The following is a 23,390-nucleotide window of genomic DNA, read 5'->3' on the forward strand; positions in this document are numbered from 1 at the left end:
TTCGCTTATTTTAACCTAAAAACACTACTAAACCCTTAATTTACAATGCTTTTAATTCCGAACTGAGGTTATATTAGAATTTTATTTTGAATCATTTTAATCCTTATTTATCCTGCAATAAGGTGAGGTATATTATTGTAATGATATTTTTTATGTTTATCATAATCATCAACATTTACTGTTTTCATAAGCTGCCTCTGTTTTAAGTTACTTATATAATAGTGACTTAAAATAATCTATCATCAAGAAGTTTAACAGCAGGCTTTTATTATTAGATTAGTATTTATATAACTTTTTTCTCTATTAAAAACTGTATATTTGAATTCCTAGTTACTGATTTTTTTATAACTTTATTGAATATCTTTGATTGGCTAACTATATCTAATCTACTCTTAGCTCTAGTTATAGCTGTATATATAAGCTGCTTTGTTAAAGCTTCATTATCACTATTAGGCAGTATAATGGCAACTTCATCAAACTCTGAGCCTTGAGTTTTGTGAATTGTCATTGCATATACTGTTTCATAATTAGGAAGCATATTCAAAGAAAATACTCTATCATCTTTACCATCAAAATACGCCCGAAGCTTACCGCTAGAGTCTGGCCAAATAATACCAATATCTCCATTAAACAAACCTAATGAATAACTATTTTGCGTTATCATAATAGGTCTGGCTTTATAGTCAGAACCTATTGTTTTACCTAATAATTTCTCAATCTTCTGATTTAACCTATCTGTACCAATATCTAGATTTTTATTTGCTACTAATATTCTAAATTTACTTAGCAGTTTCAAAGCTTCTTTATAGCTACTACATTTTTCTAAGGCTTTATATTTATTTGCATAACTTTTAAGGAGCTTATCCATATCTTTTGAATCATAAAAGTTAATATTTTCACTCTTATGCTCTACTTGTGATACTTCACCCATCAATACACTACTTGCAAGATTATTTATACTTTGCTGCGAACGATAATTCTTTAGAAGCTTAGTCGTATAGCTTGGCATATTTCCAGTTATATCAACAGTTAAACTTGCTAAAAGGCTTCCTACTTCTACTGATGGTAATTGATTAATATCTCCTAATAATATTAGTTTAGTATTTTCACTAACAGCTCGTATAAGTTTAATAAAAATGTTTATATCTAACATAGATGCTTCATCTACAATAATCACATCATAGGGAGCCTTTGATTTTTTATGATACTTTATATATTTTGAATTTGGACGTAAGCCTAAAAAGCGATGTATTGTTTGAGCTTCTAAGTTTTGTAGATAGCTAAGAGATTCCCGATCAGAGTCGGGAATGACTGAAAGAGCTAAGCCACTAGCCAAGGTTTTCCTTAACGATTCTGTCATTCGCTGTGCGGCTTTACCTGTAGGTGCTAAAAGTGCTATTTTCTGCTGTTTATCATTAAATATTTGTAGGGCTAATAGTAACTTTGCTATAGTAGTTGTCTTACCTGTTCCAGGCCCTCCAGAAATTATGCTAAAGTCATAGTTAAAACTATTTAAAACAGCTTGCTTTTGATAATCTATATCTTCAGTAGTTTCAAACAATCTAGATACGATCTCATTTAATTTAGCATTATCACTGCAAGCTATGTTTTTGCTAGTTTTTTGCCTAATAAATTTTGCAATTTCTTCCTCATAACACCAGAGTCTTTTAATATATAAAGAATCAAACTCTTTAGCAAAATAAATAGGCAGATTTGTATAGTTTATAGAATCCAAAATATCTATAAGCTCTTTATAGCTAGATAGCTTATACCCTTCTTTTAACTCGTCATCACCTTCCTCAGAAGCAAAAATAGTCTTATCTGCTAAATCTTTTATCTTAATACAACTATGGCCAAAGCTATATGCTGACATAAGCCCTATTAATAAGTGAAATAAAATATCTTTAGAATCGTTCTCTAATCGTATACTCTGAGAATTAATCAAAGCCAATACTTCTTTAGCAAAGAAAAAATCTACAGCCTGAATGTCTGCTAATCTCTCTTTAGCCTTATGGAAACTCTTATACATTAGAACCTCCATTTAGTAAATTAGATAATTTACTAATAATCTCAAAAGATGGTCTAGCTTGGTATATTCCATAACCATTTTTCATACCTCGTAAATAGAAGTAATATACGCCACCAAAATGTTTCTCAAACTCATAGTTTGGAATATTTTGTTTTAGGTATTTATTTAACGCAACACTATATATTAGATACTGCAAATCATAAAAACTACTTTGGTTTTTCTCCTGCATAGATTGCTGATTATAGTCTTCCAATTTATCACCAAGATAATTTGATTTATAATCCGCGACATAAAACTTACCATCATGTTCAAAAATTAAATCTATAAAACCATGCAACATACCAAAGATTTTATGATTGGAAACATTAGTTAGATTGTCATACTCGCGAAGGCGGGTATCCCTTAGATCCGGGTAGTTATTTGAAAGATTCCCATCTACATGGGAATGACTATACGGCTTTAAGTTTTTAAGTTCTCTATATTCTTGCAAGATATTTAATATATTTGTCTTATAAAGCTTCTCATTAGCAATTGGAAAGTAGAACTCTGCTTCTTTAAGAGTTTTTGAGTTTGGAATATCTTTTAAACAAAAACTTTTCTCATTTGTATTATGCTGAGATTGTTTTGGTATTTCATCGTTATTATCAAATAAGCTATATTGAATATCTTCATTAGAGCTTAACGATTTTGAATCAAATCCTGAAATGCCACTATTTTTTATAGGCTTAATCTCTGCAACTAAACATTCTTCTAACCAAGTTTTTAAATTATCAAAATCCTCTGCAGCAACTACTCTATACCTATCCATTTGCTCTTGCAAAAGAGCATCATCAATAAAGCCTGCACTAAAATCCGTATGCTCTAAGACATTATGTAATATATTACCTATATCCGCACCTTTTACAGCTGTAAATCTAAACTCTAGTTCATCTTGTGATTCTTGAACTTGACTATCTTCTGACTCATCATTTTCTTTTTCTAAAGCTGTATTTTGTGCTTTCGATTTAGATATTTTTGAAAAAGATAACATCTCCCAATTATCATCTTTTAATTTAGCTATTTCATTAGCTTGAAGCTGCTGATTGACTTCAGTTTTATTTATATTATTTAGCTCTAAAACTTCAAAATCATTTATCTCTAAAAGCATACTTTGATTATCTAGATTAGCTGTGATTTTTTGTACTTTTTCTAACCAGCATTCATCTTTCTCATATTCTAAAAACTGTGCTAATGATGAATTCTCACTATTGGGATATTTAGCCACACCAATATAGCATCTATGTTCAGCTCGAGTTACCGCGACATAAAATAATCTCATTAGCTCTTGTATAGTTTCTTGTTCAACTAGCTTTTTAGTCGTATCATCTTTACCAATCTTATAAACAGTCTGCTCTAAGCTGCTATCATAATATTTATTAGCATTATTTAAGCTAAGTTTTTTAGAACTTATATAACTTGCAAAAGGTATAAAAACAACTGAATACTCAAGTCCTTTTGAACCATGTATTGTAATTATTTTAATAAGATTATCATCACTCTCTAGTCTAAGCTCACCCTCTGCTGTTGATGAGTTCTTAATCTGTTGGCGATACCATTTAATAAGTTGATTAGGATGTTTATATTTATTCTCAGCTATTTTTATAAGCTCTGCTAAGTGTAATATATTTGTAATAGTCCTTTCTTTTGAATCATCTCTTTGACTAAAGCTCTCATGGATCAGTTTCATTATAAAAGCCATAAAACCATATTTATGCCATATCATGCGCAAATTTTTAGCTTTTTCTATTTCCTCATCCCATACTGAGATATCTTCATCGTCTGTATATCTTATAAATTTATCCGCACTACCACCTAAAAGGCTAGTCGAGAGTGCTTTTTTAAGTAATGATTTATTCTCAAGTTCATTAATACCTTCCATAACAGCTAATATTTCTGAGGCTTCTTGACTATGATAAACATTATCTCTTTGACTTAGGTATACTGAACTTAATTTTTTATTACTCAAAGCTTGCTGGATTTCTTTGGCTTGAGTACCAGTTTCAACTAGTATAGCAATATCATCTTCTGCTACTTTTCTAGAGTTTAATAGTCTGACAATCTCATTTGCTGTCCATGCTGATAAACTCTTATCAATATCATTTTTCTTATCTTCTTCTGATACGTCATAATAAAAATAGTTTATTGGCTTTAAACCATCTTCAAAATCTCTAGCTTTTTCATTTGCTTTTGGTGATGCTTTTACAAGCTGATAGCCAATACCGTCACTAAAGATATTATCCCCAAGTTCTCCCTCATCTTTATGCTCATAATCTTTTTTATAAAAAAGACGATTATAAGCCTTTATTATCTGGCTAGTTGAGCGCCAATTAGTATCCATGCTCCACTGATTCTCTTCTGAGCAACTACTCTTAGCTTTTAGGTATGTAAAGATATCTCCACCCCTAAAACCATAAATTGCCTGTTTAGGATCACCAATCATTAGTAACAAATGTTTGCTCTCATCCTGAACATCGTTATTGTCATACCCACGAAGGTGGGTATCTTTTAAATTTAATCCATTAGTGAGGAGATTCCCACCTTCGTGGGAATGACTAGTATTTTTCAAAGGATAAATGGCATCTAATATCTGATATTGTTCTGCATCTGTATCTTGAAACTCATCTATAAGTGCTATTGGATATTGTGTTTGTAAAGTTTTTACTAATTCTAGTGAGCTCTTAACACTTTGACAAAGCTTGGTAATTAAATCATCAAAATCTAGTACGCCTTTTTGCTCTTTAGCTTTTACAAAATCTTTACGAATTTTAGTGCAAGCTTGCTGGATAAATTGTGCTGCTTGCTTTTGTTTAATCTCTTGTTGTAACTCTTTTAACTCTTTAATACCAGCAAATACTGGCTTTACTTTAGCACCCTTAATCTTATTTCCATTGGTAATTATAGATATATTATCTGGAAATGATGCTTCATCATCTAGTTTTAACCAGTCTAAAATTTTATGATACTCTTCTACTCGCCTTCCCTCTGGCTCCCCTTTGCCTAGCTTAGATAGAAAGTCATCAACAATATCTTCATTATTACTAAAAATATCTAGCTGCTGTTTTTTACGCATATTAAATTCATCTAGACTAATAGGTTTATCGACAACTATTTGATGATTAGATCTAATAACATTTAACAAACCATTTCTATCTAAAAACTTCTCTGGAGTATGTAAGCTATATACTTTTAGATACTCAAAATTAGTTTTATTTTTATTGATATTTTTTCTAAAAAAATCCTCAATAACCTTTTGTAAGATATCAGAGGTATCAACCTCCATTGAGACATCCATTTCTATACCACTTGCAAATGCCTGCTCACTCAATATTTTTTTACAAAATCCATGAATAGTGAAAATAGCTGCTTCATCTATCTCAAGCAACGATCTTTTAAGGTGCTTATAATTTTCACTATCAGATTCTTTTTTCTCATCTGTATAGCTCGCTAATACTTCTCTGATCTTAGCTTCAACTCTACCTATAATCTCCTGTGTAGCATCTTTAGTAAATGTCATTACAAGAATTTGACTAGGTAGCAACTTTTTTTCTAATAATAAGCGAATATATAACTCGGTGATATTATAAGTTTTCCCAGTACCTGCACTTGCTTCGATTATATGGCGACCTTGTAGGGGTATTATTTTTGCATCTAGGTTTTTCATACTTATTGATTTTAGTCTTAAACCTTTTGAGATTATATAAATTGACTAAAATAATTATAACCTAAGCACCTTTCTTTCCATAGTTAGAATCTACTTTTATAAACCTTACACAAATCAGTAGAGGCACGACAATTAAAAAGATAAAGATAAATGTCCATTCATAACCGACTAATTCTTGAATATAACCACTAACTGCACGTATTGGAATCTGCACTAATGTAGTAAATCCAAGAAAGAATGCATAATGTGATGTTTTATAGCTACTATTTCTTATTAGATACATCATAAAGATAACATATGCACATACAGCAAATGTAAAACAAAACTTTTCAATTATAATAAATACTAATACAGTGCTGTAACTTAAGTTTGGATCATGTGCAAGTATTATAAATAAGCCATGAGGAATATTCATAATCAACACCATAGGTAATAACCAAAATTTCAATCCTTTTTTATATATAAGGAAACCTCCTAATAATCCAGCAATAATAGTAAATGGCACCACAACAGTACCATAAGCAAATCCAACTGATGCATTACTTAGACCCATACCGCCATGAACATGAGTATCTATAAGAAAAAGTGGAAATATTGCTGAAACCAATAACTCTCCAAGTTTATATAAAACGATAAATACTAACCCTATCCATATTCCTTCAAGCTGAAAGAATGATTTATAAATTAAATATATACGTTTAATTATACCTTCTTTTGGGACTAAAGGATTAGCACTTTGTTTTTTATAACTATTAGGCCTCTCTGGTAATACAAAAAAATGATATATAGCCAGACATAATGTCACTATAGCGGCTACAGCTAATGATATTTGCCATGCAATAAAATAATTATGTGTATAGCTAAAAACAATACCTGATAATATAACTAAGAATCCTTGCGAAAAAAACTTTCCTAAGACAACAAATACAGACTGAAAGCCTAAGAAAAAAGACTGCCTCTCTGTAGGAAGATTTGAAACATAGTTACCATCAACAGACATATCATGAGTATTACTATTAATAGAGAGCAGAAAAAATAATGCTATCGTTATAGAAAAAAAAGATGAGCTGCTAAGTGCTAGGATTATTAGTAAAATAAATAATGCTAATAGCAACTCTGTCATATATATCCACCATCTATTAGATTTATATATATCTAAAAAGACTGACAAAAATGGCATAACTAATGATGGAAATAAAAATAAGCTTGTATATGATGTAATCGCTGCATTACCTACACCTAAATTCTTAAGCATAATACTAGATACTACAAATATAAGAATATAAGGAAATCCTTCCATAAAATATGTAGTTGGTACCCAGAACATGCCTGATTTTTCGTATTTGTTTAAATACATGGAGCCTCTTGACCTTACGTCAATATTGTTCACGTGTACATAAGATTATTATACTAAGATCATATATTTACAATTCATATTCCAGCACTTTTGCAAAAATATTTATCAATTACTAGGTTAATGAAACATCTAATAAACTGTAATTTATTTAAAGAGAAAAAATACTTGTCTTAGAGAGTTAACTAGTTCGAATCTTGAAAACTCGACTAATAAAGATAAAAAATAATGCTATTGCAGTACCACTGAAAGTCTCAATTAAACGTAACCCTGTGTTTACAAAAGGTGAATAATTAGGTTGATATAAACCTAATGCGACTATCACTCCAGCATTAGCACTACTCATCTTCACAGCATTCTCAAGACCAATACTTGCCGTGATAAAAACACTAATAGCCACAGCTAAGATCATAACCCAATAATAATAGCCAAAAATAAAAGTAAAAATAAATGCTGTAATACCTCCGATAATTGACCCTACAAATATTTGGAACGCCGCAGAATACGAATCTTCAACACTTAGCTGTAATATTGTGGAAACTGTAATCAAACACCAAAAACCTCCAATAATTGACTGTCCTTTATGCAATAGATCAGAGACATAAAAACCAAATAAGAAACATAAGCAAGCAGCTATAGCAATTTCAAAACTTATGTACATGTTTTTATATGTCTGAGGCACTTTGTAACATTTATTTAGAATTTTCATTTATAACCTTAAAGAAGTCTTTATAAATCTCTTCCCCTTCAAAATCTTCTAATATTGGGAATTCACTATAAAAAAGCTTAAAATACTCATCTTTATCAAGTGATTTATAGTTATTTTCACTAGAAATAACCTTATTCCAAGCTTCTTTTTTTATTGCATAACTTTTTTCAATAAGTTTTGCATCTTTTTTCCTATTTTCTTTTGCATATTCCATTATTGCTTCAGCTAAAGATAGATAAGTAAGACTAGGTTTAGCAACTACTTTTTCTGCATATTTAAAGTAATGCTCTAAAGTCTGTTTAGCAGCAGCATATGAAGTACAGGATATTTCAAAAGTCTTTTCTATTGATATTTTATCTCTATCATCTTTTTTTAGGTAATGATAAACAGCAAATATATCTCTCTGCTTATGACACGCAACCAATAATGATGTCAAATATAACTCAAACTTATGTTTTATACTAAATGTAGAAGTTGTATACAATAAAACATTATTATCATTAATATGACAATTTAACTCTAGTTCATAGTTTAAGATGCTTTCATTAATGGAAACTTTCTGATAATTTTCTAAATCCATTGCTCCAAGTAGCTTTTGAGTATTTTCAACTTCTAAGTCAATCTGATTATCAGTAAGTATGGATTCTGGAAATTTACCACTTAGTTTTGCGGTTTTAATTGTTAAACTTTCATCTTTATTATCTTTCAAAACATCTAATAATTCTTGCTTTAAGCTATGTTTTTCAAGGCCGTTAACATCAAAAGGTTCAGTATCTTCTAACTCTTCAAAGTTATCTTCTAGATATAAATCCAAGCTATAGTTTGCATAAGCTTTTAAGGGATTTTCAAAAATCTTAACTAATTTAGATATTGTTAGGCTTTGTGGTAATTTGGTATTTATATTAATACTATTGTCATTCTCACGCAGGTGGGAATCTCTTAAATTTATCCCATCACTACTGAGATACTCTCGGTCACTGAGCGGAGTCGAATGTGAGCGGGTATGACTATAATTGATGGATTCCGTGGTCAAGCCTGACGGAATGACAGAGTTATTAGCATTCCCCTTCGCTTCGTGAAGGGGTCGGTTGCGTAAGCAAGACGGGGTAGTTTTTTTAAAATCATAAAAAGTCTTTGATTCTGCCTGTAATAAATTAAGCCAAGCATTATCATAGCTTCTGTACTCTTTGGTATAACATTTTGGACTAAACGCGTGCAGAGGATATTCTTTTATATCCCCATCTTGCCAATTATAATTTACTCTCAAATAGCTAATTAATTCTTTAAGGACTAAGCTAGGTTGTTGCTCAACATTAGTTTTAACACTTCTACCTAGATAACTAAAGTATAAATAATCTCGCGCTGATAATATTGCTTCTAAAAATAAGTATCGATCATCATCTCGTTTGGTTCTATCACAAGCTCTTCTACCTAGTTTTGTCATTAAATCAAAACTAATTGCTAACTCTTGGCGTGGAAATTTACCATTATTTAAGCCAAGCATAGCTACAACTTTAAATGGTATACTTCGCATTGGCGTCATTGAACAAAAAGTGACTTTACCATTGAGAAAATGGTTATTAATAATTGGCTCAGATAACTGTGAAATTAAACAATATCTAATCGTATATAAATCAATGGATATATCAACAGATATTTCCTTAGCAGTCTCAATTGTACGAGCTATAATATCTTTTATTTTTTTGGCAATATATTGTTCTTCTTGAGTTATATCAAAAACATTATCAAACATCTCTAAAAGATAACTATGCCAATCTTCAAGGCTCCTAATTTCAAGTAACTCTTCAGAGTATGCTGCTAGAAGCTCTAATAACTCATATAATCCACCTAATTCAACTACTTCACTACCTTCGATAATTGGTACAGTCATCAAATTATCATTTACAATATAATTATCATCACTATAACTAAATCCAAACATTAGCCTCTTTAGGCCCCAGCCCCATGAAAATGTCTCACCATCATTGCTATGATGGATACATGCCTCTTTTAACCAATAACGAATCGTTTCTAACTGCTCATTTGAGATTTTAAATTTATGCTGTATTGCTGGAACTGATAAATAATCTAATATTTTATTAACCTCAAAATCACTCTCTGGTAACTGTAGAAGCTCTATAAAACTAGCAGCTAATGGCTCTGAGTCAAGTAACGTTCTATCAGCTATTGAACACGGTAGTTTTTTATCTTCCACATATCTAGAAAATACACTATCAATATATGGTGAATAGTCTTCAATATTCGGACACATTACTAAAATATCGCGAGGTTTAATATCAGGATTATCATTTATCATATCCAAGAGCCTATCATGCAATACTTGCACTTCTCTAAGCGGACTATGACAGGAATTGATACTTATTGATATATCTTTTTGTTGTGAGTAGTTTTGACAATTAAGCTCAAGTAAATTGCGTTGTAGACTAACTAATTGGCTTTGATTATTATCTTCAAGCTTTGCAAAATTCAAATAATCCTTATCAAACCTCTCAAATACTTCTAGCTCATTTTTTTCTTCATTATCTAATAACTCATTAAAAAACTCTTTGCCCTGCTGACCTAAATTTGCCAAAAGTGGCTGTATCTCATAATCATCATTACCTAACCAAGCCGAAATTTTATCTTTCTTTAAATCATACCAATATTCACTACATGGATTAATATACAAAATATTCACATCAATGTGCTTAGCTAATGCAAATATGAAATTAAGATTTTTCTTTGAAATACTATTTATCCCAAAAATATAGATGCTATTAGGAATATTTATATTTTTTAAACTCTCTTTACTTAATAACCCTAATGCTTGCGTTTGTATTTTATATGGAGTTTCTGGAACTTCTGCAACTAGTTTTTGCCAAAGTTGCATTTGCCAGATCTCATCTGCCTCCTCTTTAGTAGGATTTATAAACTTGCTTTGTTCCCAAGCTTCTAGCCAGTCAGGACGATAAGCTAGATACTTTGAAAAAACTTCGGCTATTTTTGCTGATAGTTGATATTTTTTTAGATCACTATTTTTATAATATTCTTCAAGTTTATTGCTATTTATATCATCTAAATGCTTAAAAACCCTCCAAGCCAAGATATCTTTTGTATAAGCTTTTTTATATTCGTGCTTATTAATTAACTCATAGCAAATATCTAATATATATCCATTAATCATGTCATATTTTAGATTCATAGCAATATCGCGTGTTCCTGCTAGCTGCATACTCAACCAATGTTGCATACCACGGCTACCAACTATCAATTGCGTTGGGCTAAATAAATCCTTCTCTTCAAGATCTAAAAGCTTAGATAAAACTCTAACTAAATACTCTAGCTTATTTGAGGGATAGGTGTATAGTGCCATGTTTTACTAATCACAATATGTATATTGGATATTTTAACAAATAAACCTAGACTAAAGTTTAGTTATTTTCTAGAAAGTTTCTTATTGTTGATAAAACTCAACACCTTTATTAATTTGACAACTTATACTATAGTTTTTACCAATTGTTGAAAAATCAACAGCATTAAGAACTTGTGTATTAATTGCTAAATTTCCTTTAGAGTCAAGCTTATATGAGACACTCTCATAAATAGGCTTACCTTTGTAACGAGGACTATTTACTGTAAAGTGTAGATCTGAAAAACTTATACTTTTAGATGGCTCATACATTATCGCATTAGGTGAAAAAGAAGCTTTCAGATTCATATCCTTCATATTGATTATATTTGAAGAACAATTTTTAAAATCAACTACAACAGTAAATTTATTTCCTTGACTTAATGATTCTTGTATTTTTTTAAAACTATCAAGTTTCGTAGCAGCAAATACAAAACTTGGAGATAACACAACAATAATTAATAAAAGTTTTTTCATAAATACTCACCACCAGATTGATTATTAAACTATAGTAGAGTTTATAATAGTTATAAACTCAAAATAATACTTTAAACAGCAGAACAATATAATTAAAAATAATCAGCTGAAGACTTTTCCCATGACCTTTTAAAAGTCTTTGGAATATCGCCTTCAACCAAACAGTTCTCAGGAATAAAGTCATATAGATCAATATATGATTTAACCTCATTAACAGATATACGTTTTTTTAGATTCTCAGGTCCAACATCTTTAGCAGAAGTTAAGCCCATAGCTCCTATAATCTCGGCACATGATCTAATAGTTGCTTTATGAAAATTATAAACACGATACTTTTTCTCATCAACAACTAAAGCCTTTTCCAAACGAGGGTTTTGAGTAGCTACCCCAACAGGACAAGTATTGTTATTGCATTGGCGAGATTGAATACAACCTATAGTCAACATCATAGCTCGAGCAGAGTTACAAGTATCAGCACCCATAGCAAATAGTCTTACCATATCAAAACCTGAAGCAACTTTACTACTTGCTACAATACGAATATCATCACGTATTCCACAACCAACAAGAGCATTATGAACAAAAACAACACTATCTTCTAAAGGCATACCTATATGGTTAGCAAACTCTACTGGAGCTGCCCCTGTTCCGCCATCTGCCCCATCAACAGTTATAAAGTCTGGTTTTATACCAGTCTCTAACATGGCCTTACAAATAGCCAAAAATTCAATATGACTACCAATACATAACTTAAATCCAACAGGCTTACCACCTGATAAGTCTCGAAGTTCTTTTATAAAATAACAAAGCTCTTTAGGAGTTGAAAAAGCACTATGAGCAGGTGGTGATAATACATCTTGACCCATAGGTACACCTCTAATTTTAGCAATCTCTGGAGTAATCTTAGCTGCTGGCAAAACGCCTCCATGAGAAGGTTTAGCTCCTTGAGATAGCTTGATTTCTATCATTTTTACATTTTCTAAATTTGCTCTCTCAGCAAATTTTTCAGGTGAAAATTTACCATCTTCAGTACGACAACTAAAGTACCCTGTACCAACCTGATAGACAAGATCACCACCTTGTAGATGATAATCTGTCAAACCACCCTCACCAGTACTATGACAAAAGCCTCCTAGTTTAGCACCTTTGTTCAAAGCCATAATAGCATTGCCTGATAGCGCTCCAAAACTCATTGAAGAGATATTTAAATGTGATGCCATATATGGTTTTTTACAGCCAGGTCCGCCAAACTTAACGCGTGTTTCAACTTCATCTAAATGTTTTGGGGCTAATGAATGTGTTACCCACTCATATCCTATTTTATATATATCTTTTTCTGTTCCAAAAGCACCTGTATCATTGACTCCCTTAGCACGACGATAAATAGTAGAACGTTGCTCCCTATTAAAGGGCTTCTCACTTTCATTATCAGCAATAAAATACTGTTGAATTTCTGGACGTAGAAACTCTAGGATATAACGAATATGCCCAAGTATTGGAAAATTCCTTAAAATTGAATGTCTTTTTTGTGAAAGATCATATCCAGCAATTACTACTAAAATTGCTATAAAACCAACACTAAACCATATAGAAGCATGAAAAAGAGAAAGAGATAATAAAACTATTATTACGAAAATACCTAAGCCAATATACCATTTTCGGCGTTCACTTATATGCATAGGAAAATATCCACAAAAACTATTTAAATATTATATTAATAATGCTCTTCAAAAGTAGATTTTGCAACTAAAGAAGACTAAATATAACTCTTATTTAGGTATAATAGTCTCATCTTCTGTAGATGTCGATTTGATTGTTGTAAAATCCGCTGGATAATAAATATCAATATCATGATTTAATGCTATTGGATTACTTGAATATACTGACTTTATAGATGGTGAAGATAATTTACGCCTAGGAGTTGGTAGTGCAGTAGCATAGATATTATAATCATTACCACACTCAACCTCTCCTACGCTAGCTCTAGTCTGTCCTGAGAAAGCAATATTTCTGTAATCTTGATCTTTTTGAGTATTAACCATATTAAATACAACCCTATCTTTATCATTGTAAACACTTGGTTTAATTCTTATATAAAGGTTACAAAGATTACCATCTGCAAAAACAGATATAGGTAACATTATTATGATTAACAAAAATATACTATGGTTAAATGACTTCATTATCTATGATTTCTTTTATAATGTTTTGATAATAAAAATACTCTCATCAAGAACCTAAAACAAGCACTAAGCTAAAAATTACATATAAATTAAGCCTATGGTTAATTACTTTCTTTTTTACTAAGAGATTTTGCTGTTTCCTGAGGAAGCTTATATGCCATATAACCAGCACCCCCCACGGCTAAACCTGCTGCTGCAAGAGGAGCTACAATAATATTAACTATATCACTATCCCCAGAATGATGTTCTCCATTATACAAAATGGCTTTAGTCTTAGACACTCCTTCAAATACTCCAACAAATGCTCCTATTGGAGCCATCGCAATAGATACCACACCAATACCTATGTTCCTAACAGGCTTAACAATAAGATTATTAAATGTACTATTATTACTAGGTTTTATACTTTTAGAAGTAGTTTGACTATTTATAGAGGATTCAACTGTATTATCATTCGATAAACCATAGTTAAATAATATAAGCAAAACAAATATGCAATTGGTTAGTTTTTTAATCATTGCTTTAAACACTCTAATAAATAAGTTTATTAAACCTCAACACAAGGTTAATATCAATATTCTAGTAAATTCTAAATAAAAGTTTTATCTCATCAAAAGATTTATATTGTCAATAACTAGATTACTAAACTTAACAATAATAGAGACAATTCATCGACTTTTCTTTAATCCTAAATATGATGCTACTTATTATTGTATAAAACAGTATATAAATAAATACCGCTATAATCGACTGAATTTTCTTTTATAAGCTTACATCAAAACTAATATAACTATGAATGAACTATAATTTAGCATTAAAATAAGCTATGATGTTTTAAAGTTAAATCTAATTTTTATAACTATTTTTTTAATATGAACTCTAGGTCAATTGGCTCGATTTTTCTTATAGTTGGTACATCTACTGGTACAGGGATGTTGTCGTTACCATTAATTGTAGCAGCCTGTGGCTTTTCTACTGCAGTAGTACTTTTAATCCTATCGTGGAGTATAATGTATATTGCAGCTATAAAGCTTTTAAATACCTGCGCAGAACATCCTCTTGGTGCTAATTTTACATCAATAATGTATTCAAGAGTGCCAAAGCCATATTTGATATTTTTTACTGTTATCTACTTACTTTTCTTTTACTCAATGTTATCAAGCTATATTACTCAAGGCTCTTCTATATTATACAATATAGATAGTATAAGTCATCTAAACCAGTCACAAACTGAAATATTTGCAACTATCTTTATAGTAATATTCGGAGCTTTAATATTTAGCTACAGAATTAGTGATTATGTAAATAGAGCTCTTGTTATTTTAAAGTTTATATTTTTTATCATAGCTATAATAATTATGTTATTTTATATAAACACAAACTATTTAAGTGATATGCCATCAGAAACATCCTCTATTATATATGCTTTTCCAACTATTTTAGTAGCATTCGTCTTTCATAGTATAATTCCTTTTATTTATGAATACCAAAAAGGAAATGTTGAACGTATAAAGAAAGATATCTTAATAAGCAGTATAATTGTACTAGTTATTTATATAGTATGGGTTTTTGCATCTCTAGGAGTAGTTCCCCAATATAACTTTTATAGCTTTCATAGCCTTTTTTTATCAAGCGACTATACGCCAAGCGGTTTGATAGGAGAGATTAAAGCTATATCAGGATCAAATGTTCTCGAAATAGCATTAAACTTATTTATTCACACTGCAATAATAACGTCTTTTATAGGTGTTAGCATAGCTTTAGCACATTATATTCGTGATATTTTTAACAACTCCAAAAAGCATCTAAATAGTTTAGTTTTAATACTAATATGCTTTATCCCACCACTAATCTCTGCTGTACTATATCCCTCTGAATACATTCTTATTCTTCAGTATGCCTCTATATTTACTGTTATAATATTTATTTATACTCCGATGTTGCTCAACACAAAAACAGATCTTAAAGTATACTTTTCGCACACATATATTGTATCTGTAGGTAGCGTAATTATCCTATTCGAAATATTTAATTTATTCTATGAAACTAACCCTTTTATGTGGCTATAATAAGAACTTACGAAAGCTACTCAAAAGTGTTTTATTATCATGAATTAGCTAATCTATATAGCTGAAAAATAGCTACTAAATAACATATGAAACTGTATGCATCTTTAACATCTAGATGAGGCTGAACATAATTTAACAATAATGATTATAAAGAGTATATAAAAGATATAATAAATGGTGCCCGGGGCCGGACTCGAACCGGCACGGAGGTTAAGCTCCGAGGGATTTTAAGTCCCTTGTGTCTACCAATTTCACCACCCGGGCAGTATGGAGGCTGAGGCCGGAATCGAACCGGCGTCCAAGGCTTTGCAGGCCTCTGCATAACCATTTTGCTACTCAGCCACACATGCAAGAGTATGTGGAGCGGGAAACGAGGCTCGAACTCGCGACCCCAACCTTGGCAAGGTTGTGCTCTACCACTGAGCTATTCCCGCTTTATAAGAACATATATTACCCTATTTAAAAGTTTTGTCAACACTGATACACGCTAAATCACTATAATATTTTGTTTATTTTTTTACAAGCTTAACTATTAACATCAAAAGTTATTTTAAACACCTTTTGTATATCATTTATTAGCTTAATATTAGGTGACTTACTTAGGTCTACTTTCCCATTATTCTGTTGTATAGGGTTATGTTTCTTTAATGCCTTAGTATCATCAACTAACATATTTAATAGCGCTGTTTGATTGACAGGCTTATTAGCTTTTGCATGCATGCTTATGTTTTTAGGGTTTTGTAAGAATATTGCAAAAGATGACAGTACTTTTCTCAAGAACTGATCTTGCTGTTGAGTTGCAAAAAGCTGTAGTAATGCTCCATATGATCCAAGCACTTGCTGTGGAGTTGTATTTGGATCTTTATTAGCATACCTTGCAACTTTCTCTAGTAAACCATTATTCACAAAACTAAAATCAATATCTGTCAAACATAATTGATTATTACAATTATATAGATCTTTTTGATTTTGACCATTTGTTCCAACATATGGCAACAAGCTTAGTTTACCTTTAACTATTGCTTTTGTGCTAGCACTTAGATTAGCTAAACCATCAAGTTTTAAATTAAAGTTATTATTATACTTTGAATCTTTATAACTATTATTTGAAGTAATATTTATATTTAAATCTTTCTTACCTAAAAGGTTTAAAACTTGTTGTATTGGTGATTTCTTAGAGAAAGAGTTTTTATCAAAATTCAGATCAATAGCAACATCTGCCGAATTTGTTTGAATATATGCATCTTTTAGGAATGCATTAGACCCACTCACCATATCTTTTATCGGAGTATTATCTAAGTCAATGCCATCAACAACTATATTATATTTAACATGACTTTGTGAACCTAGATTACCATCAACATTAAACTCTAGTTCACCAGATGTTTTACCTAATGAACCATTGATATCTAAGCTTGGAGTTTGTTTATAGTCTTTGCCTAAATACTCAGATGTTATCTCTTTTAAGACTTCAGTAAAATTACCATCAAACTCTAGATCTTTTACTTTTGCATTCATTACTTTATTTTTAAAGCTTGCTAAAAAGTCATTATCAAAGCTTGTATCAGATAAATCAAAGTCTTTTAGTTCAATATCTTCTTTAACAAAAGCTTGCTTATTCACTGTAGAGTCAAGATCAAATTTTAATGAACTATTACTGTGATCATAGTTGATTTCAAAATTATAAATACCTTTACCTATGGTATTCATTGCTATTCTATAAAGATTATCATCACCAGATAAATCTTTAGGGTTCACCTTTGCACTAACTGCATTACTACTTGCTACAGAAGATGCTAAGTTTGTAACTTTTAAACCTTCTACTTTTATGGAAATATCATTATTTATTTTTTTGTTAACCTTCAATCCTTTAACAACTAGTTTATCAATAGATATATTAGGATTATCTTTACTACTACTCACTATTAGAATATTTGAAGCCGTAATATCTCCATTACTATCTTTATCAACCTTACCCACTGTAATATTGGCTTGGAAAGGGAATAAGGAATCTAAGTTACTAATAATAGTATTCTTTATAACACTAGTATCTTGTGTAGTAGTCTTATTTGATGGTGTAGCTGCCGCAGCGTATAAGTTTGTAGTCGCTAAAGTAGCTGCACAAATTGATGTTACTAAAAATGCTTTTTTAAAACTCATTTTACCCCTCTTTCTAGTTTATTTTCTCTAATTTTAAAAAGTCTAAATCTTTTTTGCGTAATGAAAAGATTCCACAATTTGTTTCAAATGCTATAGGGCCTCCAAATATTGATTTGTTTATAACAGTCATCTCTTGGCCTTCTATAACTCCCATCGCTATTATCTTATCTTTAAAAGCATTTGGACAGCTTTGATGGAAACCTTTGATAATAAATTTATCATTTTTCTGATAGCTCATAACAAAACCCTATATATTTTTATATTACTATTAATTATAATCTTTCTTTAGTATAACACTAATAAATTAAACCATAGTTTAGTTTGTAAAAAAATTGTTGCCAAAATAAAGCTTATGAAAGATCTATCGAAATTAGATATACCTAAAAAACAAAAGAATGAAGTTCCACAAGAACCGCAAAAACCTAAACTCAATAAGAAGAAGAAATTGCTTATCATAGGTATTGTATGTCTCTTATGTATTGCTGTTGCTTCAAAACTTATAAATAAACACTTAAAGAAAATTAAGGCTGAAGAGAAAGCAAAAATAGAACTACAAGCTGATAAAAGCCAAACAAAGAAAATCACAAAAGACTCCAAAGTAGATAAAAAAACTAATGGAGATCAAAAGCCAGATTTCTCTGAAAATACTCCTAGTGGAAAGATGGTGTTTACATTTTATGACAATCTCAAACATGATAGTGTCAGTGTAAATGTAGAGCCTGAAGCTAAAAGAGCTCAATATAAATACACATATATATACCAAGTTGCTTCTTTTAGACATATGAATGAAACATCGTGGTATGTTAGTAAGATGAAAAAAGATGGCCTAGACCCTAAGTTCAAGCGTGTTGGTAACTGGATTAGAATGTATATAGGTCCATATGATAGTAAACGTGCTATGGCACCTGATATTATTAAACTACAAAGAATAGGCTTAAACGGTGGATTCCCTAGAGAAATTAGTCGCACTAAAATAGAGCCTAAAGATGATAAAAAAGAATCTAAAACAGCTACAGATAAAAAAGATAGCTCTGCTGAAAAAAGCCAAGATAATCAGTAGTAATCAAAAATTATTTTTTAATTCTCGTAATTTCACAAACATATCCTTACCTAATGAATAATCAGGTAATGCTTGCTTAAGAGCATTATCATCTATTGATCGAATAAAGATATTAAATTTACTTTCCTCTGCCAAATCAACTATCGGCTTATCTTCGGCGTCTAAATCATAAACATGTTTTCTATAATAATTAAAAGCCTTATCATCTGGCAAGATACTTAAGGCAAAATCTAAATTACCTTGCCAATAATCATGAGCAGAATAAGGTTTAATATTTTTATCCAAATTTGCTATCTTAAATAATGAATTATATAGCTCATTAACATCCGCAGTTTCAGCATGAACACCACCAACTCCAGCGTTAAACAAAGTATCTCCACAAAATAGAGCTTTCTCTTTTTCGAATAAAAAGCTAACATGATCTGAAATATGTCCAGGAGTATATATCACTTTAAAACTAGTAAAGCCTAAATCAATTACATCACCATCTTTAACATAGACATCAGGTTTAAATAAATCATTATCAGTATATGCATAAACCTTAGCACTAGGATACAGCTCAATTAACTTCTTAACTCCAGCTATGTGATCACCATGCTTATGTGTTATAAGTATTGTATTCAACTGCAAACTATTTTGTCTAATAAAATCATCAAAAATATCGGCTTTTAAAGGATCAACAACTATTGCATTATCATTATCAAATAAAAGATATTGATAATTTCTTAGGCTATTATTTAAGAACCATCTTTTAACCTGCATAAACACCCCTTTAATTTAATTATTCCTATAAACTAATCTAGCCTTTGATAAATCTAACCCAGCAACTTCACCATTTTTAATCAAGAATTTACACAAAACATGTGAATATCTTTCTAATTCAGAGCTTGAAAGTAGATCTTTAATACTTCTTTCAATATAGTCATAAATCATTTTAAAGCTTACATTATCTGATTTAACTACAGCTAGCTCCAATAATGTAATAATACTATAATAATCACTATTGGCTTTATCAAGGGTTTTAGGCACTAGTTTTGAAACTGGAATATTCAACGCATTAACATAAAGTTTTAACATATCTGCAGACATATTTGAGTTATTGAACTGTTTTTTTGCAAACTTTTCCGCAATATTTATCTCATTAAATGCTACTAACTGCTCTATATATACTCTACTTAGAACAGCTGTGGCATCTGCTTTACTATATATATCTGATAGTTTATCAAGACTTTTTGCCTGTTTTAATGCTAGTGTTATTAGCTTTTCTTCAGTATCTGCTTTTAAATAAGCATCATATTTTTCCAAGATTTTTAATGCAAAAGTGTCATCCTTATCAGCTAATGCAATCGAACCTGCTAAATTTACAATAGTTGGTAAAAACCTTTTATCATTACATTCTAGCAAAACTAAAATTCTTGCCTTAGCTTCACCTAACTTTTGAACCATATAAAACTTATATACTTCAAAATATTTATATATGATGCTATCACTTTTTATTTGTTTTAAAGATTTTTCAAGTTCTTTTACCCCACCTGAAAAAGCTATCATTTCAAATTTTCTAAAAAGGATATAATCTCTTAGATATTTAGGTGTTAATTTCACTAGATTTGAAACACTTGTTTGTCTCATTAGCTTACCATTCTTTAGTGCAATATCAGCAACTAAATCTATAAACTTCTCTTGCTTATCAACCGTAAATAAGCCAAAAAACCAACTGAATAATAGATAAGAGAAGCTAAAACCTAACTTAATAATTCTCACACCAAAAAGTATTAGGAAAAATAATACAGCTATAACAAAAACAAATGCTACCAAATTCATCTTGATAGTTTTGTCAGATAACACAAGCATAATATAACCATGATATTTGGTCGCCCAAATACCTACTATCGTAGCTATGATAACTGCTATTATAAGCTTTATAATATTTATCATTTGTTACTTCCTTTTTTACTTGCACTAAACTTTTGTCTAGACTCTTTAGTTAAAAGATCATTTTGCTGGCTTGATAACTGATTAATCACCTTATCAAGAGCATTATTTAAATCTTGAGTCTTTCTAACTTGAATATCTTGTATAGCTTTTTCGAGGCTTTTTGCACTACTATCCTGAACAAAGTATTTTTCTAAAATATTTATAAGGTTTGCTTTTGCTTTTACAATATCCACCTCATTATTTGTATACATAGCTGTTTGCAAAGATATTAAAGATTGGTATAAATTATCAGATATAAATTGTTTTGCCTGTTTGCTCGATACAAGAGTTTGATTTTTAGGAATATCTTGAATCTCCACAATTGAGCTTAATAGTTTCATATATTTGCTTTTTGGTTGAGTTACTTTTGCCAAATTAGCATTATTAGGTGTAATATATTGTAACTTACCAAACTGTTGCTCAATAGTAACAAACTCTTTTATAACATCTTGTTTTGAGGCATAGCTTTTTAAAATATTTTTGATATTTTGGCGGTCACTTGCACTGATATTTGCAACTTTACTTGCTTGGATCTTATCAAAAGCCATACCAACCAAATCATTTGCTCTTTGAACATCTCCACTAAATACAACAACATCTTTTGCTAAAACTAGATAATCAATAGCTGACTGAATATTTATGATACTCATCTGCATATATAAATCTTTAGTAGGAATCTCTAACTGATTATTTACTGTAGTGAGTTGTGATTGAATTGCTTTTATACTATTTTGTTGCGAATCATTTTGACTACTTAAGTCATTCAAAATACCACTTTGATCACTTTGAGTCTGTTTAAGTTTATTTAGCTGCTTTTCTAGAGTCAAATATTGTTGATTCTTGTTATTAATATCACCCTTATGTTTAACTATTGAGTCAGTCACCACATAGCCAGCCATACCTATGGCTACCAATGATATTATAATGCTAAACTTAGGTAGAATAGCTGATTTAGATTTTTTTTCCTTATTTACATTCTTTTCTACAGTAGTTTTTTTAGCATCACTACTTTGCTGATGAGTGTTTTTTGTTGCAGACATCTTGACTAGCCTCTGTAATTTCCAGTATTTTATTATAAATATAATCGTTGTTTATTTTCTCAAGCTCTAAGGTGTTTTTAAAGCCATGCTTATTTACAAATTCTAGCATTTTTGAACTAGTTATGGTAACAATTGCGTCAACTGGGAGTGATGTTTTTGCAAAAACCCTAATTAACGATTTAAATACATCTAAACTTGTTGCAACTATAAGTTCAGGATTCTTTTGCAAAAAAAACTCTTTATATCTAGCTGTTAAAAGATCGACATCCTCAAAAACCCGCTCATAAACTTCAAACTTTTTGCACCTTGTTACTCTAGAAAGCTCTTTTAGTAAAAACTGATTACCACCTGCTCCAGATACTATTGCAAAACTTTTTTGAGATGGATTATTTTGAGAGATTAATTTATATAATTCTTGTGAGTTGTACTTAGTATTAGGATAGCTTGCACTTAAACCATAACTAGATAAGAGCTTAGCAGTACTTTGCCCAACTGCGTATAATCTTCTATTTTTAAATGTCTCGGGTAGATATTGTTTAAATAATCCTTTTACTGCATATTTACTTGTAAATATAACAGAACTATACTCATGGATTTGTTCAGAAATAGTTTTATAACAGATTTTTAGAGTAGGCAAACTAGTAGCATTATAATTTTTGGAACTAAGTAAATCTACTAGAGTAGCAGCATCACTTTTTGGCCTACAAACAAGTATTTCCATTTATCGATTTTTAGTAGCTGTAGCGTATATATAATTAAGCATAGATTTTAAACCGTTTGCTCTATTTGAGCTTAGGTTATTACCAAAACCAATCTGCTGAATAAAATCAGTATCTGATTCTAAAATCTCGATAGGTGTTGCATTATTGTAAACCTGTAACAATACAGCAATAAGCCCTGAAACTATTAATGCATCACTAGTTGCAATAAAATTTAGTTTACCATCTACAATACTGCTATCAAACCAAACTTGAGACTGACATCCCCTAACTAAGTTATCTTCTGTTTTCTTAGCTTCTGGAAAATCTGCTAACTGCTTACCAAGTGAAATAATATAATCATATTTATCTTCCCAATCATCAAAAAAAGATAACTCATCGATTAAATCTTGCTGTTTTTGTATAACTTGATTAGTCATTTTATTAAAAGTAAATTAGCTAAAAACTTAGCAAGTATATTAACATAAATATAGAATCATATAAAAGATTATAAAATGCTATAAAATT

18 protein-coding genes and 3 tRNA genes are annotated in these 23,390 nt (G+C 30.4%); 2 read left to right on the forward strand and 19 right to left on the reverse strand.

The window, feature by feature from the left end:
* Positions 1-283: 283 nt before the first annotated feature.
* The 9 genes from recD to AB8E56_RS05300 all read right to left on the reverse strand — a co-directional run bounded on the left by recD (position 284) and on the right by AB8E56_RS05300 (position 14,379).
* On the reverse strand, positions 284-2,029 hold the full coding sequence (recD, locus tag AB8E56_RS05260; RefSeq protein WP_329478747.1) for an exodeoxyribonuclease V subunit alpha: 1,746 nt from the start codon (positions 2,027-2,029) through the stop codon (positions 284-286).
* Positions 2,022-5,729 carry a UvrD-helicase domain-containing protein gene (locus AB8E56_RS05265; RefSeq protein WP_329478749.1) on the reverse strand — a complete coding sequence of 1,236 codons (3,708 nt, stop codon included), beginning with the start codon at positions 5,727-5,729 and terminating at the stop codon, positions 2,022-2,024. Before AB8E56_RS05265 ends, recD begins: the two co-directional genes overlap by 8 nt.
* A 61-nt stretch (positions 5,730-5,790) precedes the next feature.
* The gene (locus AB8E56_RS05270) at positions 5,791-7,086 is read right to left on the reverse strand and encodes an MFS transporter (protein WP_329478751.1); all 1,296 of its coding nucleotides are present in this window, start codon (positions 7,084-7,086) and stop codon (positions 5,791-5,793) included.
* A gap of 178 nt (positions 7,087-7,264) precedes the next feature.
* A complete protein-coding gene (locus AB8E56_RS05275; RefSeq protein WP_329478753.1) occupies positions 7,265-7,792 on the reverse strand; it encodes an FUSC family protein in 528 nt (175 codons plus the stop codon).
* Positions 7,776-11,165, reverse strand: coding sequence for an exodeoxyribonuclease V subunit gamma (gene recC / locus AB8E56_RS05280; protein WP_329478755.1), 3,390 nt, complete (start codon positions 11,163-11,165; stop codon positions 7,776-7,778). The genes AB8E56_RS05275 and recC overlap by 17 nt, the downstream gene beginning before the upstream one ends.
* An 81-nt stretch (positions 11,166-11,246) precedes the next feature.
* Positions 11,247-11,678, reverse strand: coding sequence for a VirK family protein (locus AB8E56_RS05285; RefSeq protein WP_329478757.1), 432 nt, complete (start codon positions 11,676-11,678; stop codon positions 11,247-11,249).
* A gap of 92 nt (positions 11,679-11,770) precedes the next feature.
* On the reverse strand, positions 11,771-13,357 hold the full coding sequence (locus tag AB8E56_RS05290) for an FMN-binding glutamate synthase family protein (protein ID WP_329478759.1): 1,587 nt from the start codon (positions 13,355-13,357) through the stop codon (positions 11,771-11,773).
* A 90-nt stretch (positions 13,358-13,447) separates the two neighbouring features.
* Positions 13,448-13,861 carry a hypothetical protein gene (locus tag AB8E56_RS05295; RefSeq protein WP_329478761.1) on the reverse strand — a complete coding sequence of 138 codons (414 nt, stop codon included), beginning with the start codon at positions 13,859-13,861 and terminating at the stop codon, positions 13,448-13,450.
* Between the two features lie 101 nt (positions 13,862-13,962).
* The gene (locus AB8E56_RS05300) at positions 13,963-14,379 is read right to left on the reverse strand and encodes a hypothetical protein (RefSeq protein ID WP_329478763.1); all 417 of its coding nucleotides are present in this window, start codon (positions 14,377-14,379) and stop codon (positions 13,963-13,965) included.
* 354 nt (positions 14,380-14,733) lie between these two features.
* Between AB8E56_RS05300 and AB8E56_RS05305 the strand changes: the two genes are divergently transcribed.
* Positions 14,734-15,930, forward strand: a complete 1,197-nt coding sequence (locus tag AB8E56_RS05305; protein ID WP_329478765.1) for an aromatic amino acid transport family protein — start codon at positions 14,734-14,736, stop codon at positions 15,928-15,930.
* A gap of 175 nt (positions 15,931-16,105) precedes the next feature.
* Here the strand turns inward: AB8E56_RS05305 and AB8E56_RS05310 are convergent.
* From AB8E56_RS05310 to AB8E56_RS05330, 5 genes are all read right to left on the reverse strand, one after another.
* Positions 16,106-16,194: transfer RNA gene (locus AB8E56_RS05310), tRNA-Leu, on the reverse strand.
* A gap of 4 nt (positions 16,195-16,198) precedes the next feature.
* Positions 16,199-16,272 (reverse strand) — tRNA-Cys (locus AB8E56_RS05315).
* Positions 16,273-16,289: 17 nt separating this feature from the next.
* Positions 16,290-16,364, reverse strand: a tRNA-Gly gene (locus AB8E56_RS05320).
* Between the two features lie 91 nt (positions 16,365-16,455).
* Positions 16,456-18,090 (reverse strand): hypothetical protein, encoded by a 1,635-nt coding sequence (locus AB8E56_RS05325; RefSeq protein ID WP_329478767.1) that lies wholly within the window; start codon positions 18,088-18,090, stop codon positions 16,456-16,458.
* Positions 18,091-18,103: 13 nt separating this feature from the next.
* Complete coding sequence (locus AB8E56_RS05330) at positions 18,104-18,328, reverse strand: FeoA domain-containing protein (protein WP_329478769.1); 225 nt, start codon at positions 18,326-18,328, stop codon at positions 18,104-18,106.
* 114 nt (positions 18,329-18,442) lie between these two features.
* Between AB8E56_RS05330 and AB8E56_RS05335 the strand changes: the two genes are divergently transcribed.
* Positions 18,443-19,150: an SPOR domain-containing protein gene (locus AB8E56_RS05335; RefSeq protein ID WP_329478771.1), complete on the forward strand. Its 708-nt coding sequence runs from the start codon at positions 18,443-18,445 to the stop codon at positions 19,148-19,150.
* 3 nt (positions 19,151-19,153) lie between these two features.
* Here AB8E56_RS05335 and AB8E56_RS05340 read toward each other — a convergent pair whose 3' ends face one another.
* From AB8E56_RS05340 to AB8E56_RS05360, 5 genes are read right to left on the reverse strand one after another with little or no spacing between them, the layout of a single operon-like run.
* Complete coding sequence (locus AB8E56_RS05340) at positions 19,154-19,912, reverse strand: MBL fold metallo-hydrolase (protein ID WP_329478774.1); 759 nt, start codon at positions 19,910-19,912, stop codon at positions 19,154-19,156.
* Between the two features lie 15 nt (positions 19,913-19,927).
* Complete coding sequence (locus tag AB8E56_RS05345; RefSeq protein ID WP_329478776.1) at positions 19,928-21,085, reverse strand: heme biosynthesis protein HemY; 1,158 nt, start codon at positions 21,083-21,085, stop codon at positions 19,928-19,930.
* Positions 21,082-22,164, reverse strand: coding sequence for a hypothetical protein (locus tag AB8E56_RS05350; RefSeq protein ID WP_329478779.1), 1,083 nt, complete (start codon positions 22,162-22,164; stop codon positions 21,082-21,084). Before AB8E56_RS05350 ends, AB8E56_RS05345 begins: the two co-directional genes overlap by 4 nt.
* The gene (locus AB8E56_RS05355; RefSeq protein ID WP_329478781.1) at positions 22,130-22,885 is read right to left on the reverse strand and encodes a uroporphyrinogen-III synthase; all 756 of its coding nucleotides are present in this window, start codon (positions 22,883-22,885) and stop codon (positions 22,130-22,132) included. The genes AB8E56_RS05350 and AB8E56_RS05355 overlap by 35 nt, the downstream gene beginning before the upstream one ends.
* Positions 22,886-23,302 (reverse strand): SufE family protein, encoded by a 417-nt coding sequence (locus tag AB8E56_RS05360; RefSeq protein WP_329478783.1) that lies wholly within the window; start codon positions 23,300-23,302, stop codon positions 22,886-22,888.
* Between the last annotated feature and the right edge of the window lie 88 nt (positions 23,303-23,390).

Source organism: Francisella sp. 19X1-34, assembly GCF_041102755.1.
Classification (GTDB): domain Bacteria; phylum Pseudomonadota; class Gammaproteobacteria; order Francisellales; family Francisellaceae; genus Francisella.

What these genes read in the sequence shown, in the direction of transcription:
- recD (WP_329478747.1), bottom strand. Translation starts at nt 2,029, where the DNA reads ATGTATAAGAGTTTCCATAAGGCTAAAGAGAGATTAGCAGACATTCAG.
- AB8E56_RS05265 (WP_329478749.1), bottom strand. Translation starts at nt 5,729, where the DNA reads ATGAAAAACCTAGATGCAAAAATAATACCCCTACAAGGTCGCCATATA.
- AB8E56_RS05270 (WP_329478751.1), bottom strand. Translation starts at nt 7,086, where the DNA reads ATGTATTTAAACAAATACGAAAAATCAGGCATGTTCTGGGTACCAACT.
- AB8E56_RS05275 (WP_329478753.1), bottom strand. Translation starts at nt 7,792, where the DNA reads ATGAAAATTCTAAATAAATGTTACAAAGTGCCTCAGACATATAAAAAC.
- recC (WP_329478755.1), bottom strand. Translation starts at nt 11,165, where the DNA reads ATGGCACTATACACCTATCCCTCAAATAAGCTAGAGTATTTAGTTAGA.
- AB8E56_RS05285 (WP_329478757.1), bottom strand. Translation starts at nt 11,678, where the DNA reads ATGAAAAAACTTTTATTAATTATTGTTGTGTTATCTCCAAGTTTTGTA.
- AB8E56_RS05290 (WP_329478759.1), bottom strand. Translation starts at nt 13,357, where the DNA reads ATGCATATAAGTGAACGCCGAAAATGGTATATTGGCTTAGGTATTTTC.
- AB8E56_RS05295 (WP_329478761.1), bottom strand. Translation starts at nt 13,861, where the DNA reads ATGAAGTCATTTAACCATAGTATATTTTTGTTAATCATAATAATGTTA.
- AB8E56_RS05300 (WP_329478763.1), bottom strand. Translation starts at nt 14,379, where the DNA reads ATGATTAAAAAACTAACCAATTGCATATTTGTTTTGCTTATATTATTT.
- AB8E56_RS05305 (WP_329478765.1), top strand. Translation starts at nt 14,734, where the DNA reads ATGAACTCTAGGTCAATTGGCTCGATTTTTCTTATAGTTGGTACATCT.
- AB8E56_RS05325 (WP_329478767.1), bottom strand. Translation starts at nt 18,090, where the DNA reads ATGAGTTTTAAAAAAGCATTTTTAGTAACATCAATTTGTGCAGCTACT.
- AB8E56_RS05330 (WP_329478769.1), bottom strand. Translation starts at nt 18,328, where the DNA reads ATGAGCTATCAGAAAAATGATAAATTTATTATCAAAGGTTTCCATCAA.
- AB8E56_RS05335 (WP_329478771.1), top strand. Translation starts at nt 18,443, where the DNA reads ATGAAAGATCTATCGAAATTAGATATACCTAAAAAACAAAAGAATGAA.
- AB8E56_RS05340 (WP_329478774.1), bottom strand. Translation starts at nt 19,912, where the DNA reads ATGCAGGTTAAAAGATGGTTCTTAAATAATAGCCTAAGAAATTATCAA.
- AB8E56_RS05345 (WP_329478776.1), bottom strand. Translation starts at nt 21,085, where the DNA reads ATGATAAATATTATAAAGCTTATAATAGCAGTTATCATAGCTACGATA.
- AB8E56_RS05350 (WP_329478779.1), bottom strand. Translation starts at nt 22,164, where the DNA reads ATGTCTGCAACAAAAAACACTCATCAGCAAAGTAGTGATGCTAAAAAA.
- AB8E56_RS05355 (WP_329478781.1), bottom strand. Translation starts at nt 22,885, where the DNA reads ATGGAAATACTTGTTTGTAGGCCAAAAAGTGATGCTGCTACTCTAGTA.
- AB8E56_RS05360 (WP_329478783.1), bottom strand. Translation starts at nt 23,302, where the DNA reads ATGACTAATCAAGTTATACAAAAACAGCAAGATTTAATCGATGAGTTA.